The 16176-nt window shown below is 49.0% G+C and carries 16 protein-coding genes and 1 pseudogene; 7 read left to right on the top strand and 10 right to left on the bottom strand.

Annotated features, from left to right (window positions below; all coding sequences use genetic code 11):
- Positions 1-82: 82 nt before the first annotated feature.
- Together guaA and cbiD are read right to left on the bottom strand one after the other, a co-directional pair.
- Entirely contained in the window at positions 83-1711 is a 1629-nt protein-coding gene (gene guaA / locus AC5I6P_RS16125) for a glutamine-hydrolyzing GMP synthase (protein ID WP_495694794.1), read from the bottom strand.
- Positions 1712-1833: 122 nt separating this feature from the next.
- Complete coding sequence (gene cbiD / locus AC5I6P_RS16120) at positions 1834-2925, bottom strand: cobalt-precorrin-5B (C(1))-methyltransferase CbiD (RefSeq protein ID WP_495694793.1); 1092 nt, start codon at positions 2923-2925, stop codon at positions 1834-1836.
- 113 nt (positions 2926-3038) lie between these two features.
- Here cbiD and AC5I6P_RS16115 point away from each other — a divergent pair, with 113 nt between their 5' ends.
- On the top strand, positions 3039-3440 hold the full coding sequence (locus AC5I6P_RS16115) for an STAS domain-containing protein (RefSeq protein WP_495694792.1): 402 nt from the start codon (positions 3039-3041) through the stop codon (positions 3438-3440).
- Here the strand turns inward: AC5I6P_RS16115 and AC5I6P_RS16110 are convergent.
- Positions 3437-4102: a class I SAM-dependent methyltransferase gene (locus tag AC5I6P_RS16110; RefSeq protein WP_495694791.1), complete on the bottom strand. Its 666-nt coding sequence runs from the start codon at positions 4100-4102 to the stop codon at positions 3437-3439. The two genes, AC5I6P_RS16115 and AC5I6P_RS16110, sit on opposite strands and share 4 nt — an antisense overlap.
- Positions 4103-4185: 83 nt before the next feature.
- Between AC5I6P_RS16110 and AC5I6P_RS16105 the strand changes: the two genes are divergently transcribed.
- Positions 4186-4602 (top strand): hypothetical protein, encoded by a 417-nt coding sequence (locus AC5I6P_RS16105; RefSeq protein WP_495694790.1) that lies wholly within the window; start codon positions 4186-4188, stop codon positions 4600-4602.
- 122 nt (positions 4603-4724) lie between these two features.
- On the opposite strand, the gene map is transcribed toward AC5I6P_RS16105, so the two are convergent.
- Complete coding sequence (map, locus tag AC5I6P_RS16100) at positions 4725-5531, bottom strand: type I methionyl aminopeptidase (protein ID WP_495694789.1); 807 nt, start codon at positions 5529-5531, stop codon at positions 4725-4727.
- Between the two features lie 520 nt (positions 5532-6051).
- Here map and AC5I6P_RS16095 point away from each other — a divergent pair.
- From AC5I6P_RS16095 to AC5I6P_RS16085, 3 genes and pseudogenes are all read left to right on the top strand, one after another.
- Complete coding sequence (locus AC5I6P_RS16095) at positions 6052-6483, top strand: hypothetical protein (protein ID WP_495694788.1); 432 nt, start codon at positions 6052-6054, stop codon at positions 6481-6483.
- A gap of 96 nt (positions 6484-6579) precedes the next feature.
- Positions 6580-7032, top strand: a pseudogene (locus tag AC5I6P_RS16090) (NB-ARC domain-containing protein); the annotation flags it as partial.
- 198 nt (positions 7033-7230) lie between these two features.
- Positions 7231-8580, top strand: coding sequence for a tetratricopeptide repeat protein (locus tag AC5I6P_RS16085; RefSeq protein ID WP_495694923.1), 1350 nt, complete (start codon positions 7231-7233; stop codon positions 8578-8580).
- Positions 8581-8701: 121 nt separating this feature from the next.
- Here AC5I6P_RS16085 and AC5I6P_RS16080 read toward each other — a convergent pair whose 3' ends face one another.
- The 4 genes from AC5I6P_RS16080 to AC5I6P_RS16065 all read right to left on the bottom strand — a co-directional run bounded on the left by AC5I6P_RS16080 (position 8702) and on the right by AC5I6P_RS16065 (position 11863).
- Positions 8702-8959, bottom strand: a complete 258-nt coding sequence (locus AC5I6P_RS16080) for a type II toxin-antitoxin system RelE family toxin (RefSeq protein WP_495694787.1) — start codon at positions 8957-8959, stop codon at positions 8702-8704.
- A complete protein-coding gene (locus tag AC5I6P_RS16075) occupies positions 8952-9203 on the bottom strand; it encodes a hypothetical protein (RefSeq protein ID WP_495694786.1) in 252 nt (83 codons plus the stop codon). The genes AC5I6P_RS16080 and AC5I6P_RS16075 overlap by 8 nt, the downstream gene beginning before the upstream one ends.
- A 290-nt stretch (positions 9204-9493) precedes the next feature.
- On the bottom strand, positions 9494-10660 hold the full coding sequence (locus AC5I6P_RS16070; RefSeq protein WP_495694785.1) for a pyridoxal phosphate-dependent aminotransferase: 1167 nt from the start codon (positions 10658-10660) through the stop codon (positions 9494-9496).
- Between the two features lie 120 nt (positions 10661-10780).
- Positions 10781-11863: a class I fructose-bisphosphate aldolase gene (locus AC5I6P_RS16065; RefSeq protein ID WP_495694784.1), complete on the bottom strand. Its 1083-nt coding sequence runs from the start codon at positions 11861-11863 to the stop codon at positions 10781-10783.
- Positions 11864-11934: 71 nt separating this feature from the next.
- Here AC5I6P_RS16065 and AC5I6P_RS16060 point away from each other — a divergent pair, with 71 nt between their 5' ends.
- Positions 11935-12300 carry a VOC family protein gene (locus tag AC5I6P_RS16060; protein WP_495694783.1) on the top strand — a complete coding sequence of 122 codons (366 nt, stop codon included), beginning with the start codon at positions 11935-11937 and terminating at the stop codon, positions 12298-12300.
- On the opposite strand, the gene miaA is transcribed toward AC5I6P_RS16060, so the two are convergent.
- Positions 12269-13384: a tRNA (adenosine(37)-N6)-dimethylallyltransferase MiaA gene (gene miaA / locus AC5I6P_RS16055; protein WP_495694782.1), complete on the bottom strand. Its 1116-nt coding sequence runs from the start codon at positions 13382-13384 to the stop codon at positions 12269-12271. The two genes, AC5I6P_RS16060 and miaA, sit on opposite strands and share 32 nt — an antisense overlap.
- A gap of 121 nt (positions 13385-13505) precedes the next feature.
- Between miaA and gyrB the strand changes: the two genes are divergently transcribed.
- A complete protein-coding gene (gyrB, locus tag AC5I6P_RS16050; protein WP_495694781.1) occupies positions 13506-15443 on the top strand; it encodes a DNA topoisomerase (ATP-hydrolyzing) subunit B in 1938 nt (645 codons plus the stop codon).
- Between the two features lie 6 nt (positions 15444-15449).
- Here the strand turns inward: gyrB and AC5I6P_RS16045 are convergent, their stop codons facing one another.
- Positions 15450-15599 (bottom strand): hypothetical protein, encoded by a 150-nt coding sequence (locus AC5I6P_RS16045; protein WP_495694922.1) that lies wholly within the window; start codon positions 15597-15599, stop codon positions 15450-15452.
- Between the last annotated feature and the right edge of the window lie 577 nt (positions 15600-16176).

Here is a 16176-nt window from a genome sequence, read left to right as displayed (position 1 = left end):
CCTTTCCAAGCCTCCGGCTTTGCCGGAAGTTGGTGGCTAGCCCCTTTGATGAACTAGCCGCGATTCCTGCGATCGCCGTATCCTATTCCCATTCAATCGTGCCAGGCGGCTTCGAGGTAATGTCATACACCACTCGATTTACTCCTTTCACTTCATTCACAATTCGGTTAGAAATCGTTTCTAATAAATCGTAGGGAGCACGAGACCAATCCGCTGTCATGCCATCTTCACTCGACACTAATCGCAGCACGATCGGATAAGCATAGGTACGCTGGTCGCCCATTACACCCACACTGCGAACGGGAAGCAATACGGCAAACGCCTGCCAAAAATCGTTATACATGCCTGCACGATTGATCTCTTGACGAACGATAAAGTCAGCATCGCGTAAAATATCGAGCTTCTCTTCATCGACTGCACCGAGAATGCGAATCGCTAAACCTGGGCCTGGGAACGGCTGACGATTCACAATTTCTTCAGGCAGACCAATCGAGCGTCCTACCTTCCGAACTTCATCTTTGAACAGCTTCCGCAGAGGTTCTACCAGCTTAAATCGGAGATCTTTAGGCAAGCCCCCGACGTTGTGATGGCTCTTAATTTTGACTGCCACCCGTTCCCCGGTTTGCGGATCAACATTCGTATCTGCCGACTCGATCACGTCAGGATAGAGCGTACCCTGAGCCAAGTAATCGAACGGGCCTAACCGCCTTGATTCTGACTCAAAGACTCGAATAAACTCATGCCCAATTCGCTTGCGTTTCTCTTCCGGATCATCCACACCGGCGACAGCCGCTAAAAAGCGATCGCGAGCATTCACATATTCCACATTAATGTGAAACTGTTCATGAAAAAGCTTGACTAAGCGCTCTGGCTCTAGCTTGCGCATAAAGCCCTGATCGATAAACATGCACGTTAGCTGATCCCCGATCGCGCGATGCAATAAAAACGCCAGCGTGGATGAATCAACACCTCCAGACAGCGCTAATAGCACTCGCTTATCTCCGACTCTGCCCCGAATTTCGCGCACCGCTTCTTCCACAAACGCATCGGTTGTCCAGGTTGGATGGCATTTGCAGATGTGATAAACAAAGTTGCGAATCAGAGACTGTCCATCCTGCGAGTGAACCACCTCTGGATGAAACTGAACGCCATAAAGTTTACGATCGTGGTGAGCGATCGCGGCACAAGGCGTATTGGCTGTGTGTGCCAAAATCTCAAATCCGTCAGGCATGGTCGTCACCGAATCACCGTGACTCATCCACATAATGGAGCCTTCGCCCACATTCGTCAGTAGATCGGTCGGATCGTCAATCATCAAGCTCGCCTTGCCGTATTCGCCAAGATCTGCTCGCTCAACCTTGCCTCCCAGTTGTTGCACCATCAACTGCATTCCGTAACAAACGCCCAAAACTGGAATTCCCAGATTCCATATTTCTGGATCGCAATGCGGAGCGCCCTTGTCGTAGACCGAACTCGGACCTCCAGAGAGAATGATTCCAACCGGATTGAGTTGACGCAGTTGCTCAGCCGTCATGCGGTACGACAACACCTCAGAATAAACTTGAGTTTCACGAATGCGCCGCGCAATCAACTCAGAATATTGAGAGCCAAAGTCTAGAATGACGATCATTTGGCGGTTGAGCTTGTCGAGAGTCGATGTGTTCGTAGATGCGGTTGTATCAAGAAGGGATTGTTCTGTCTGTGCTGTCACGGAAATTTCACCTGATCAAAGTCTGAGTGTGGGTAGGCAAACTGGCTAAGCGTCGTTTTAAAGAACAATACAAAATGCGTCTTTAACTAGATGTATAGAGTTGTTTGGCTATTTTAATTACATTAGCAAACTTGCTTCAACAGTGTGGTTGCAATTTGGCTTTGGATGAGAATCTGACGAGACCGATCAAACAGCACAGAGCCGACTTGAACAGAGGCTTGGGCATGGGTATAAATATAAGCCTGACAGCGATGATCGATCGTTTCTGCGATCGCGCTGTACGCTCGCTCGACCCAATCTCCATCTAGAGTTCTCAAATAGTTCAAGCCGTCTTCGGTTGTGGCGCAATCAAAAATCCTCTGTAGCTCTACCGTTGGGAGTCCTGCTTTAGCGGCGTGAGCCGTCAGAATTTCCAATCGACCATCAGCAACATGATGATGGGTATGAAAAATTCCGCCTGCCAGTTTGATGAGTTTTCCGTGATAGCCAAAGAGCAGAATTGACTTCACCTGTTGCAAACCCGCTTCGACCAGCAGCGAACCGAGCCAATTTGCGGTTTTAATTAGTCTTTCTGGTTCAACTCCTAGTCGAGTCGCCAAATCTAACCCGTTCTCACCGACACAAAACACCAGGCAGTCAAATCGCTGAGCTTTCTCCTGCAACTCTTGTCGAAACAGCTCTAGCTGACCGGGAGCGCTAAGCGGTTGAGCGATGCCAGAGGTTCCCAAAAGCGACAATCCTTCGACCACCCCAAAGGCTTCATTGGACGTGCGTTTGGCGAGCGATCGTCCCTCTGGCAAAATAATGGTGACTCGAATCGTTTCATTGGGTTGGAGAGATCGCTCTAAATTTTCAATCAACAACCGTTTAGCATAAGCATAGATGGCGGCTCCCTCGCCCGTCCGTCCAACCCCTTCTCCTCCGTCTAGCACAACGCGGGCTTCCCCCATTTCCTGTTGGTAACTCACCATCGCCCAGACTGGAGTATTCCGCGTCAAATCTAGATTGTCGCCTGGATCGCTCCGCGTGATTCCCAGCGCGGCTCCGGGTTGGAGGCTTGCCACCTGCTCGATCTCAATTTTCACTGTTCGAGCGGGTTGAATCAAATCTACCTCAACCGAAGCAACCGCTTGAGATGTCTGGAGCTGTTTTAGCGCCGCGATCGCAGCCGCACATGCAAATACCGGAAGCGTATAGCCTGCTCGAACGTCCATAAAATTTCGTGTGATTTAAAACACCAGTACTTGGTGACGGATGACGCCGCCATTCTGTCTGATTTACTTCATCCTTAAAGAACTCAGAGACTTGTCAAACCAAAAGAACCGGCATGATAAACGGTGAATTGATTTTAGACTCAACGGATGATAAAGCCTTTCCAACTACAGTAGTTCTGCAGCCGAACGGCAATCTTTCAGATTTAACTGAAACCTCGTTTGGAACACATTTAGGTGACGCGATCGCGCAAGCCGATGCTATCGTTGTCGATTTGCTTTGGATTGACACCATTGACCAAGCTGGACTTTCCATCTTACTGTCTGGCATGACGCAAGCGGTCAAACTGGGAAAATCGCTATCGTTTCTGTCGATGAATCAACAGACTCGTTCAACTCTAGATTCCAGTTGGGAAAAGCTGCGAGAAGTTAATGCCTCGGTTCAAGTAGACGTATTTACTCCAGAGTTTGAGCAGTTTCTAGACCACTATCAAACTCACGGGGTTGCCGCATCCTAACCTTTCTTAAGGGCCAGCGTTAAGCCATCTCCGATCGAAACAAGACTAAGACTCACCCGATCGTCGGCTGCCAGTTTTTGATTAAACGCCCGGAGTGTGTTGGTAATCTTGTCTTGATCGGTTGGATCAGCGACTCGACCTGACCAAAGCACGTTATCGATCGCGATGAGTCCGCCTGGACGCACAAGTTGCAGAGCGCGATCGTAGTAGTGTTGATAACTGCCTTTATCTGCGTCAATAAAAGCAAAATCAAACGTTTCTGCCTGTCTTTCTTGCAGCAAGTGATCCAGAGTTTCTAAAGCGGGTGCAATATGCAGATCGATCTTGTCCGCAACGCCTGCTAATTGCCAATAGCGACGCGCGATCGCAGTGTAGTCTTCGCTCACGTCACAGGCAATGAGTTTGCCATCGGGCGGCAGTGCCAACGCCACGGATAAGGAACTGTAGCCCGTGAACACTCCAACTTCTAGCGCTTTTTTCGCACCCATCAGCCGAACCAACAGCGCCATAAACTGACCTTGATCCGGCGCAATCTGCATTCGAGCTTGCGGATGAGTGGCAGTTTCTGCTCGTAGTTGAGCAAGTGCATCTGTCTCTCGCACCGAATGAGACACGAGATACTCGTAAATCGAATCGCTTAACCTAATAAATTTCTCAGCCATCGTGAAATTTCCATCTCAAACCCGTCTGGCTTATGCTATCGCTGATAGGCTAGGAGAAGGAGCGATATGGTGAGGATAGAGCCGTGAATCGATGGATTCGAGTTGTGTTGTCGGTGCTGTTAGTGGCGTTGTTAACCGCTTGTAGTGGGAATGGATTGCCGAGCAAAAACTTGGTGCGAAAAGCGATCGCGCTTCAGGTCGGTCAAACTCAGCAAGAATTGAGTCAGCAGTTAAAACTATCATTGCCTAAATCGGCGCTGAAGATCGATCGCGTCGAAATTGCTGAGCAAACTCCGGTCACGATTCAAGATCTGCCGTCTTACCGGGTGCAAGGAACCTACGATTTCACGCTCAAACTGAAGACTCAAGAAGCCAGCCAGCGCGATAATCCCTTCGAGGTGTATGTGCAGCGTCAACGCGAAGGAAAAACGTGGCGATTGGCTCAGCCGCAGCAGACTGAAGAGAATGAAACGACTTGGGTAACCTCGCTGATTGAGTAGCGCGTTGGTTGTGAGTGCTAGAAAGCTCTAGAGTTCGGTTGGCAGATTTGATAACTGATATAGCGGATGCCTTTATCGGTTATCAAATCTGCTGCCAACAAGTTCTACGGTTTCAGTGCACCCTAAATCTTCGTCCGATCGGTCAAAATTTCGTAGCCGTTTTCTGTCACCAAAACCGTGTGTTCAAATTGTGCAGAAAGGGATTTGTCTACGGTTACGGCTGTCCAGCGATCGGGGAGAACGCGCGTATTTTTGGAGCCAGCATTGACGATCGGCTCGATTGCAAGGGTCATGCCTGCTCGCAGTTTCACATTCGGCATCTGGTGGGTGCGGAAATTGAATACGGATGGCTCTTCGTGGAGGTTGCGTCCTACGCCGTGTCCAGTGAAGTCTTCGACAATTTTGAAGCCGTTTTCTTCGACGTAATCTTGAATGGCCCCGGCGAGATCGAGCAAGAAGGCTCCGGCTCGGACTTGTTCAATGCCTTTGTAGAGGGCTTGTTCTGCGACATGAATAAGCTTGGCAGCGTGGGGCGTTACCTTGCCTACGGCGATCGTAATGCATGAATCACCATGAAAGCCTTCGTAAAATGCGCCAGTATCGACTTTCAGCACGTCTCCGGCGCGGATTACTTTTTTGGGGTTGGGAATGCCGTGAACAACTTCGTTGTTGATGCTGGAGCAGATAGAGGCTGGGAAGCCATAATAGCCTTTGAAGCTTGGGGTTGCGCCCATCTCGCGAATCCGCTTTTCGGCGTGGGCGTCGAGATCAGCGGTGGTCATGCCGGGTTTGACGATTTCGGAGATTTCTTTGAGGACGATCGCGACAATTTTGGCAGCTTGGCGCATGGTCTCGATTTCTTGAGGGGATTTGATCTCGATTCCCCGACGTTTTTTGGGAGATGGAAGCAGGTTGCTAAGGATGTTCATGGAAGGCTAATGGCTCAAAGAAATAGATGGAGCGGCGCGATTGGCTTTGCCAAGCTCCAAAGGACGCTGGAACTTCGCGTGACGAATCTCTTCGGAGGTGGCGAAGCAACCGTAAGAAATCCCAATCTCTAAAGTAGCTTATATCTGAGGACAACATCTCGCAGAATTGCGGTGACAAATCCTAGATTGCGGAGAATGGGGGGTTCTCGCTGTGTTGTCGATAGGTTTGAAAGGAGCAGGTTTGAGTCTCTATTCATCTGCGATCGCTCTCCATATTCCGACGGTCAAGCTTTAACCTCAACTGATCGAGCTTTGACCTCGGATGATCCTGCTTGAAAATAGAGCGCTCGCATTTCAAGTAGGAACGATGGCATTTCGGATAGGAACAATTCCACTTGAAACAGGAATGATGGCACTTCAAATAGAAAAGTTGCTGTTTTCTACAGAAATCGTGAGGGTTTGCGGAAGATTCTTAGTTTCTAGAGTAGAAAAGGGATAGAAATATGTCGGACTTGCCCTTATGGAACCTGTAACGACCCTGACTGCTGCCGCGATCGCTGATCTTGCGTTTAGAAAGTTTATTGAATCGGGGGCAGGGGAGCTTGCCAAGAAGTTTACTGAGACAGGATTGAAGAAGCTTGACGACTTGTATCAGGGGATTCGTCAGAAATTGTGGGGAAAGCCGACAGCAGAAGCAGCACTAACCGAAATCGAAAAGGGAAACTTGGCTGAAAAAGATCGACTGACTGCTTATTTGCAGGTGGCGATGGACGATGATCCGCAGTTTGCCGCAAGGATTCAACAGTTGGCGCAAGAAATTCATCTAGAAGTGATTCAAGACGAGAGTAGCATGAACCAACAGCAGAACAACTACGGCGGGACGAACTATCAAAACCAAATGCGGGATGGAAACACAGTTTTTCAGGGAGGAGAACATACTCACCATCATTGAAAGGAGACGCCTGGAGGGGCACGGGCAAAGTTAAGTACCCCAACCAATCTAACTCGACGCGGAACGCAGACGTTTGTAGGACGAGAAGACACGCTCGACACGTTGCACTCGCTGTTACAGCAGGGACAGTCGGTATCGATTTGTGCAGTTTCTGGAATGGGAGGGATTGGCAAGACAGAATTAGCGGTGCAATATGCGTTGAAACATCTACAATCGCAGACGTATCCGGGTGGGGTCTGTTGGCTGAATGCACGGGTGGATGTGGGAACCGAGATTGTGGATTTTGCGCGAACAACGCTTGATCTAACGCTGCCAGAACTGCCAGATTTGATTCGACAAGTGGCGTGGTGTTGGGGACAGTTTCCATCGGCGGATTGTCTGATTGTGTTTGATGATGTGCAGGACTACGCTGAAATCGCACCGTTTTTGCCGCCCGCAAAGTCGCGCTTTAAGGTGTTGATGACGACGAGATCGCAGCCTCTAGCAAACGTTGAATCGTTGAAAATCGAGGTGCTTTCGGAAGCATTGGCGCTGGAATTATTGCGATCGCTAGTCACGGATGGACGAATTGATCAAGACCTTGATCAAGCTAAGGAACTGTGCCAATGGTTGGGCTGTTTGCCGCTAGGACTGGAACTAGTGGGGCGATATCTGGCGCGAAAAAAAGATGTTTCGCTGGCGAAACTGTGGCAGCGATTGCAAGATAAAAAGCTAGAAGCGAAAGCGCTGCTAGAAGCAGAGCCGGGAATGACCGCAACGTTGGGTGTGACGGCAGCGTTTGAGTTGAGTTGGCAAGAACTAAACGAAGAGGCGCAGCAGTTGGCGGCATTACTGAGTCTGTTTGCCTTGGCTGAGATTCCGTGGACGTTAGTGCAGGGCTGTTTGCCGGATTGGGATGAAGAAGACCTTGAGGATTTGCGCGACGAGAAGTTAGTGGATCTGAGTTTGCTGAATCGGGTTGGGGAAGGGATGTATGAACTGCATCAATTGTTGAGAGAGTTTTTTGCGGTGAAGCGAGAGCAGATGGCAGAGGTGGGGGAGTGGAAGCGATCGTTTTGTAAGATGATGGTAGAAGTTGCAGAGCAGATTCCCCAGATGATGACGCTAGAGGCAATGAAGAGATTCACACCTGCGATTCCCCATCTTAAAGAGGCTGCAACAACATTCAATCCTTGGCTTACGGATAAAGACTTGATTGAGCCTTCTAATCGGATTGCTTGGTTTTATGAAGAACAATCAGCGTTTGAGGAAGCGAAGGAATGGTATCTGCACAGTCGAAGAATTGTGATCGAGCGGCTTGGAGACAATCATCCCGATGTGGCAACTAGCCTGAATAATTTGGCATTAATGTATCGATCTCAAGGGCAATATGCTGAGGTAGAACCGCTCTTGCTGCAAGCTCTCGAAATCTGGCAACAGAAGTTAGGAGACAACCATCTCTATGTGGCAACGTGTCGGAGCAATTTAGCATTACTGTATAAGTCTCAAGGACGGTATGGGGATGCGGAGCCGCTCTATTTGCAAGCTCTCGAAGCCAAGCAGCAGCAGTTAGGACAGAACCATTCCGCTGTTGCTACAATTTTGAACAATTTGGCAGGATTATATAAATCTCAAGAACGGTATGGGGATGCGGAGTCGCTCTATCTGCAAGCTCTCGAAATCCGGCAACGACGGTTAGGACAAGACCATCCCTCTGTTGCCGCAAGCTTGAACAATTTAGCAGTACTGTACGAGCTGCAAGGACGGTATGTTAGTGCAGAATCGTACTACCTTCAGGCAATGCGAATCAGTAAACGAACGTTAGGAGACGACCATCAGGATGTAGCAATCCGGTTAAACAATTTGGCAGGACTTTATGTAATCTTGGGGCGATATGCAGAAGCAGAAATGTTTTTCCTCCAATCGATTGCAATCTTCTATCAGCAATTAGGAGAAACGCATCTAAAGGCACAAACCGTTTGGCAACGATTCCGAGCTTTCTTGTGGCAAGTGCTTCAAAGCGATCGATCTGCAGAACTGTCTAACCATTCGATGACGCGATCGCTCCTCCAAGATCTTCAAGCCGAAAGCGATCACACAATCGACCTGCAACAATGAGGTGCGATCGCACAGAAGAGAACGACGATCTCAGCTCAAAGATAAGCGATCGCGGATTGGAGCGGTGCGATCGCGGGTTTTGGAGGTGCGATCGCCTTTTCCCAGCCAACCCTAGCGATCGCTACTTGTACACATCCCCACGAGGTGCGATCGTCGTCACCACATAAACCTCATTCTCCTGATCTTCCACAAACAAAACCCGATATTTCCCAACCCGTAATCTCAGTTCAGGGCGACCCTTGAGCGGTTTAATATCGAGTCCCGTTGCATCTTGCACCAATCGATCGAGCGCTTCAATCACCCTCAGTTGATCCTCAATCAGCATCCGTTTTAGATAGCGCTGAGCAGGTCTGAGGAGAACATAATCCCAATCAGCCAAGATGCTCTCCCAATAATTGCCGTCTCAACGCTTTTGAACTGATGCCGCGATCGCGTCCTGCCAAATAATCTTGTATTGCAGCTTCACTCTCCGCAATTTCTGCTGGCGAAATCACTTCGTCACTTCCTTCAACGGCAGCAGATCGGTAAATCAGATGGCTTAACGCTTGCAACAACTGAACTTGTTCATCAAGATTCAAGCGTTGAGCCAAATCTAACACCTCTTCGTAGGTTGGCGTTTGCATTGATTCACATCCTTTCCCAACGTTAAATTCAGTATAGGTTCCTTTTCTCAGTTCTGTGAATTGCCTTTTTCATTCAAAAGCAGAAGCACCCAAACTAGCCGATAACTAAACAGCACAAGCGTTCTATCAAGTGCAACCAACACTCCGCAAAGCGAAGCAATCCTTTGGAGTTTGCAAGCGATCGCTGTTGCAACAGATTCAGGATGCGGAAAATTAGGGCACGATCACAGATTGAAGCCGTGAGATCGCCCTTTAAACAGAAACGATTTTAAAAATTAGCGCTCAACCCTCTACAGTTTAGACTTCACAAACATAGCCAACCGCTCCATTCCTCGTTCAATGGTGGTCATGTCTGTTGCATAGGACAACCGGATATGATCATCCACCCCAAACGCAATTCCTGGGATAGCCGCCACTTGATGCTCGGTTAACAACTGATCGCAAAATTCCAACGAACCCATGCCAAACTTGCTGATATTAATCAGCAGGTAGAACGCCCCATCTGGTTTGACGCACGTTAATCCTGGCATCGCCGTAATCAGATCAAAAATAGCCTGTCGCCGTTCTGCAAACGCTTGGCGCATCTGTTCGACACACTCTTGCGAGCCGTCATACGCCGCGATCGCGCCATATTGAGCAAACGTACACACATTCGACGTACTGTGTCCTTGAATCTTTGTTGCCGCTTTAATAATTTCGACCGGAGCCGCTAAATATCCAACCCGCCATCCCGTCATCGAATACGCCTTAGCAAATCCATGACTAATAATCGTGCGATCGAAGACCTCTGGACTAGCGGCTCCAATGCTGAGATGCTCGGCTCCGTCGTACAACAGCTTTTCGTAGATTTCATCCGACACCACAAGAATATCTTTCTCGACAATCACCTGCGCGATCGCGCGAATCTCATTGGGCGTATATACCATTCCCGTCGGATTCGAGGGCGAGTTCAAGACAAATAGTTTCGTTTTCGGAGTGATCGCTTGCCGCAATTGGTCTGGGGTAATTTTGTAGTGCGCCTCTGCCGTCGTGTTCACCATGACGGGCGTTCCACCTGCCAGCTTCACCATTTCGGGATAGCTTACCCAAAATGGAACCGGAATAATCACCTCATCTCCCGGCTCAATCAGCGCCATCATCAACCCGTATAGCGAATGCTTACCGCCATTGGTGACGATGATATTGTCGGCACTGTAGCAAAGATTGTTGTCTGACTGAAGCTTATGGGCGATCGCATCTCTTAACTTGGGTTCTCCCGCCGCCGGGCCATAGCGCGTTTTACCTTGTTGCAGCGCTGCTACTGCGGCTTGTTTAATATGGTCGGGCGTATCAAAATCAGGCTCTCCGGCACTAAAGCTACAAACATCAACCCCATTGCGTTTCATCGCTTTGGCTTTTGCATCGATCGCAAGCGTTAATGAAGGCGTAACCTGACTGACCCGTGCTGCCAACTTCATATTAAAAATTAAGGTTGAGTAGAAAATTTAGATCCAAAACCTAACCGAAGCAGGCATGGATTCTAGAGGATTCTAACTCAAACCTTAATCCTTAGCCGAGAAACCTTAACGCTAAATTAACTACGCGATCGTGACATCGGGAGAGAGGTAAACGTCTTGAATCGAGTGAAAGAGCTTGACGCCCTCCTCAAACGGTCGCTGAAAGGTTTTGCGACCCGAAATCAAGCCACTTCCGCCTGCGCGTTTGTTGATCACAGCCGTCCGAATGGCTTCCGCGAAGTCAGACTTTCCTGACGCACCACCCGAATTGATCAGTCCAGCCCGTCCCGCGTAGCAGTTCAGCACTTGGTAGCGAGTTAAATCAATCGGATGATCAGTTGTCAAGTCAGTGTAAATTCGTTCGTTAGTTTTGCCATAACTCTTGCCTGTAGCTTTTTCCACTGCCCCATAGCCGTTGTTGTATTCAGGCAATTTCTGTTTGATGATGTCTGCCTCGATCGTGACGCCCAAATGATTGGCTTGCCCAGTCAAATCTCCGGCGAGGTGATAATCTTTGTCTTGCTTGAACACTGGATTTCGCAAGTAGCACCAAAGAATCGTTGCCATGCCTAACTCGTGTGCGCGAGCAAACGCCCGGCTAATCTCTTGAATCTGGCGCGATGAGCTTTCCGAACCGAAATAGATGGTGGCCCCGATCGCCACCGAGCCTAAATTCCAAGCTTGCTCAACCGAGGCAAACAAAATTTGATCGGCTTGATTAGGGTAAGTCAGCAGTTCGTTGTGGTTGATTTTGGTAATGAACGGAATCTTGTGAGCGTACTTGCGAGACACACTGCCTAGAACTCCAAGCGTTGTTGCAACCGCATTACATTCTGCTGCGATCGCCAGCTTAATAATATTCTCGCTGTCAAAATAGATGGGGTTTGGCGCAAACGACGCGCCTGCCGAATGCTCAATGCCTTGGTCAACTGGCAAGATTGAAAGATAACCTGTATTCGCTAATCGCCCTGTTGAATAGAGCTGTTGCAGGTTTCGCAGGACTTGGGGAGAGCGATCGCTTCCAACAAATATTCGATCGACGAAATCCGCCCCAGGCAAATGCAGCATGTCTTTCGACACTTTTGCTTTAAACGTGAGCAAATCTTCAGCTTCATCACCAAGCCACGCTTCAATAGACTGAGGAGCAGAGAGTGTAGCAGTCATTGCCATATCCTCAAGAAGGTTCTCTCCCAATCTAGCGATTTCTGATTCGTAGTTCATGAGGATTTTGGAAGATGAAAATTAGCAGGGCGTTGACCACGATCGCCGCTTTCAACGTTGAGCAATCTGTAACGTTCTACGGGCAATTGCTAAGTCAAGGCGCGACGGCTCACCTACCAAACGTCTATGCAGAATTTCAGATCAAGGACATCCGCCTGGGAATTTACAAACCCCGTGACGCTGAATCATTACTGTCGCCCCATCCGGCTATCAGCCTTTGTCTCGAAGTTGAGGATTTGGACGATGCGATCGCGCACCTGACTTCTCTCGGCTACCCACCGCCCGGAGCCATTCTTCACCCGTCCCACGGTCGAGAAATCTACGCCTACGATCCGGACGGCAACCGCATCATTTTGTATGAGCCTGCAAAAACTGGGTGAAGCGCTGCCAAACCTGTTCCAGCACGTCCGGTGAATCAGAATCAAACCATTCGATTGTCTGATCCGATCGAAACCATGTGCGCTGACGCTTCGCAAACTGTCGCGTATGCAGCACAATTAATCGTGCTGCTTCTGCTAACGAAACGTCGCCGCGCAAATACTGCTTCATCTCGCTGTAGCCCAAGGTATTAAGAAGTGGCAAATCCTCACCATACTTCTCACACAGCATTCTCACTTCCGTTTCAAATCCCATTTCAATCATTTGCGCCGTACGTTTCTCAATCCGTTGATCTAGAATGCTTGATTCTAATCCAATTTGCAAAATCGGATACGAGGGTGGATCTTCGCCCTGCTGCTCAGAAATCGGGCGACCCGTAACATAGAAAACTTCCAACGCTCTCAGCGTCCTCACCTGATCGTTCGCATGAATTCGCTGAGCTGACGCTGGATCGACGTGTTGTAAAAAGGCGTGAAGTTGCGGTTGTCCTAGTGTCTGAAGCTGCGATCGTAACTCCGCTTGAGGAGCAACCCTCGGAATCTTCATGCCCCGCACAATCGATTTGAGGTACAGCCCAGTGCCGCCAACCAATAAGGGACGAGAGACGCCTTGCGGCAACGCTGACGCAGGAAGGGATGAGGGATGAAAGGAGTGTTTCGGCATCGCTTTTTCATCCTTCCTGATGTTGACGTCGCTGTAAGGCGTCTCTCCACTCTCATTCCTTCCTTCAATGATTGCCCTCGCCATCGCTTGAAACTCTGCTACTGTCAGCGTTTCCGTTGGTTCACAGATATCAATTAGATGGTGCGGCACAAGATTTTGCTCTTGTGCGGTTGGTTTTGCCGTTCCGATGTTAAACTCTCGATACACTTGGCGCGAATCTGCACTAATGATGATTGAATTCAAACGCTGCGCTAGGGAGAGCGCCAGACTAGATTTTCCTGATGCCGTTGCGCCACAGAGTATAATAAGAGATGGTACAAATGTATCTTTTGTCGATTTTTCTGGAGTCCTGCCAAGGTCTAAGCCAAGATTTAAAGAGCCATTTTCTTCCTTCTGATACAAAACAGACTGATCGATCCCCATTTCAAACTTCCTGCGAGACTGCCTGAAAATCGCTTACAAGCCTTTTGTGCTAGAATTTTGATAGATTTTAGTCTTCCATTACTAATTCCAGCTTTAGTTGCCCTAAAAGAGCGCTTCACATATGACGACGAACTATGGTGCCCAACAGATCCAAGTCCTTGAAGGTCTTGAGCCAGTCCGCAAACGCCCCGGTATGTATATCGGCACAACCGGACCGCGTGGGTTGCATCATCTAGTGTACGAGGTTGTAGATAACTCCGTAGATGAAGCTCTCGCTGGCTATTGTAAAAATATTGAAGTGTCCCTCAATGCCGATGGATCTGTCACCGTTACTGACGATGGACGCGGCATTCCAACTGATGTTCACGAGCGAACCGGCAAGTCTGCCCTCGAAACTGTGATGACTATCCTGCACGCAGGTGGTAAGTTTGGCGGTGGCGGCTATAAAGTATCAGGCGGTCTACACGGAGTTGGTATTTCAGTTGTAAATGCTCTGTCGGACTGGGTTGAAGCTACCATTTGGCGCGACAAAAAAGTTCATAAGCAACGGTTTGAGCGGGGTGTAGCGGTGGGCGAGTTAGAGGTTAAGCCTCTGTCTCCCGTCAAAACTGGCACATCAATGACCTTTATGCCCGATGCCACCATCTTCACCACGGGTATTGAGTTCGACTACAAACTGCTTTCTGGTCGGCTGCGAGAGTTAGCCTACCTTAATGGCGGCGTCAGAATCACCTTCACTGACTACCGCTCTCACTTGCTAGAAGGCGAGGATGTTCATACTGAAGTCTACTTCTATGAAGGCGGCATTCGCGAGTATATCGCTTACATGAACCGCGAAAAGCAGCCATTGCACGAAGAAATTGTTTATGTGCAAGGCGAGCGCAACAACGTTCAGGTTGAGGTGTCGCTGCAATGGTGTTCCGATGCTTATACCGACAACATCATTGGCTTTGCCAACAACATTCGTACTGTCGATGGTGGAACTCACTTAGAAGGATTAAAAGCCGTTCTGACTCGCACCTTGAACGCGATCGCTCGGAAGCGCAACAAGCTTAAAGAAGGCGAACCCAATCTTGCAGGTGAAAACATCCGCGAGGGCTTAACCGGCGTTATCTCGGTGAAAGTTCCTGATCCCGAATTTGAAGGTCAAACTAAAACAAAGCTCGGAAATACTGAAGTTCGAGGCATTGTTGATTCTTTAGTCGGCGAAGTCTTGACTGAGTATCTCGATTTCCGTCCAAGCGTTTGCGACGCGATTATTGAGAAAGCAGTTCAAGCTTACAAAGCGGCAGAAGCCGCACGGCATGCCCGTGAAATGGTGCGCCGTAAGTCGGTTCTAGAATCTTCAACGCTGCCTGGAAAGCTTGCCGATTGCGCTTCGCGCGACCCAGGCGAATCAGAAATTTACATTGTAGAGGGGGATTCGGCAGGAGGATCTGCAAAGCAAGGACGCGATCGCAGATTCCAAGCGATTCTTCCGCTCCGGGGTAAGATCCTCAACATCGAGAAAACGGACGATGCCAAGATCTACAAGAACACTGAAATTCAGGCATTGATCACCGCCCTCGGGTTAGGCATCAAGGGTGAGGAATTCGACTCGTCGCAACTGCGCTATCACCGCATTATCATCATGACGGACGCGGACGTAGACGGTGCTCATATTCGCACCCTGTTGCTCACCTTCTTCTACCGTTACCAGCGCATGATGGTTGATCAAGGCTATGTCTACATTGCGTGTCCGCCGCTTTACAAGATTGAACGGGGTCGAAATCACTACTACTGCTACAGCGATCGCGACTTGCAAACTCGGATTGCAGAATTCCCAGCCAACGCCAGTTATAACATCCAGCGCTTTAAGGGATTGGGTGAAATGATGCCGCAACAACTTTGGGATACCACGATGAATCCTGAAACGCGAACGCTGAAGCGGGTTGAAATTGAGGATGCGGCAGAAGCCGATCGAGTCTTTACTGTGTTGATGGGCGATCGCGTTGCCCCTCGTCGGGAATTTATTGAAACGTTCGGCTCTAAGCTGAAGTTTGATGACTTGGATATCTAAGTATGCTTAGGTAATCGAGGATTCACCCTGTAAGCGAAATAGGTTGACCACCCAAGTCTGAATGAGCCCCCAGTTTTCTGGTGCATGAGCGAGTTTGAGCGGACAATCATCTTCCCGAAAGACCACATCTTTGACCCAATGCAGACGGTTTTCAATGGTCCAATGTCCCCGAATGCCTGCGGCAAACTGTTGAGCGGTCGTGGCTAAGCTAGGGACACGAATTAACCCAACAACAGAAGCAGGAGAACCGAGAGTTCAGCCGTCAACGAGTAGTGTGTGAACAGGCTTAGGCAAGCATCAAGCGATATCGGGCAGTAACGGATGCCTATCGAAATCGTATACGTGATTTCGATGACTGTTTGATGTTGAATGCAGCAGGTTTGTGGAATTTCTATCTTGATGCAGCATAACTGGAAGAAGAATCGGAAAACTTTGTCCTTAAGCCCACTTTATTCCCCAATAAGTCTATTGATTTCAAGGTTTGAGGTTAGGGAAATCCCCTCGCTGGCTTTGTGGTCGATAAATTGCTGGAAGAGAGTGACGATCGACAAACCAGCAGGCTCCGGTTGTATAGTGGCTAATCAATATTGGTTAAGCGTCGAATCGAAATTCTCGGGCGCGATATCCATTTCGATCTCACTGGCTTTGCGTTTAGTAACTTTGCGATTTAGCAACCCATCTAGGTTCTGTTGACCTTTCAGCGAAGTTCAATCAGCAAGGCTGTGAAATAAAC

This window comes from Myxacorys sp. (assembly GCF_059501405.1).
The sequence above is the reverse complement of the archived record's forward strand: the minus strand, read 5'-3'. Positions and strand labels throughout refer to the sequence as shown.

What these genes read in the sequence shown, in the direction of transcription:
- cbiD (WP_495694793.1), bottom strand. Translation starts at nt 2,925, where the DNA reads ATGGACGTTCGAGCAGGCTATACGCTTCCGGTATTTGCATGTGCGGCT.
- AC5I6P_RS16115 (WP_495694792.1), top strand. Translation starts at nt 3,039, where the DNA reads ATGATAAACGGTGAATTGATTTTAGACTCAACGGATGATAAAGCCTTT.
- AC5I6P_RS16110 (WP_495694791.1), bottom strand. Translation starts at nt 4,102, where the DNA reads ATGGCTGAGAAATTTATTAGGTTAAGCGATTCGATTTACGAGTATCTC.
- map (WP_495694789.1), bottom strand. Translation starts at nt 5,531, where the DNA reads ATGAACATCCTTAGCAACCTGCTTCCATCTCCCAAAAAACGTCGGGGA.
- AC5I6P_RS16095 (WP_495694788.1), top strand. Translation starts at nt 6,052, where the DNA reads ATGGAACCTGTAACGACCCTGACTGCTGCCGCGATCGCTGATCTTGCG.
- AC5I6P_RS16085 (WP_495694923.1), top strand. Translation starts at nt 7,231, where the DNA reads ATGACCGCAACGTTGGGTGTGACGGCAGCGTTTGAGTTGAGTTGGCAA.
- AC5I6P_RS16075 (WP_495694786.1), bottom strand. Translation starts at nt 9,203, where the DNA reads ATGCAAACGCCAACCTACGAAGAGGTGTTAGATTTGGCTCAACGCTTG.
- AC5I6P_RS16070 (WP_495694785.1), bottom strand. Translation starts at nt 10,660, where the DNA reads ATGAAGTTGGCAGCACGGGTCAGTCAGGTTACGCCTTCATTAACGCTT.
- AC5I6P_RS16065 (WP_495694784.1), bottom strand. Translation starts at nt 11,863, where the DNA reads ATGACTGCTACACTCTCTGCTCCTCAGTCTATTGAAGCGTGGCTTGGT.
- AC5I6P_RS16060 (WP_495694783.1), top strand. Translation starts at nt 11,935, where the DNA reads ATGAAAATTAGCAGGGCGTTGACCACGATCGCCGCTTTCAACGTTGAG.
- miaA (WP_495694782.1), bottom strand. Translation starts at nt 13,384, where the DNA reads ATGGGGATCGATCAGTCTGTTTTGTATCAGAAGGAAGAAAATGGCTCT.
- gyrB (WP_495694781.1), top strand. Translation starts at nt 13,506, where the DNA reads ATGACGACGAACTATGGTGCCCAACAGATCCAAGTCCTTGAAGGTCTT.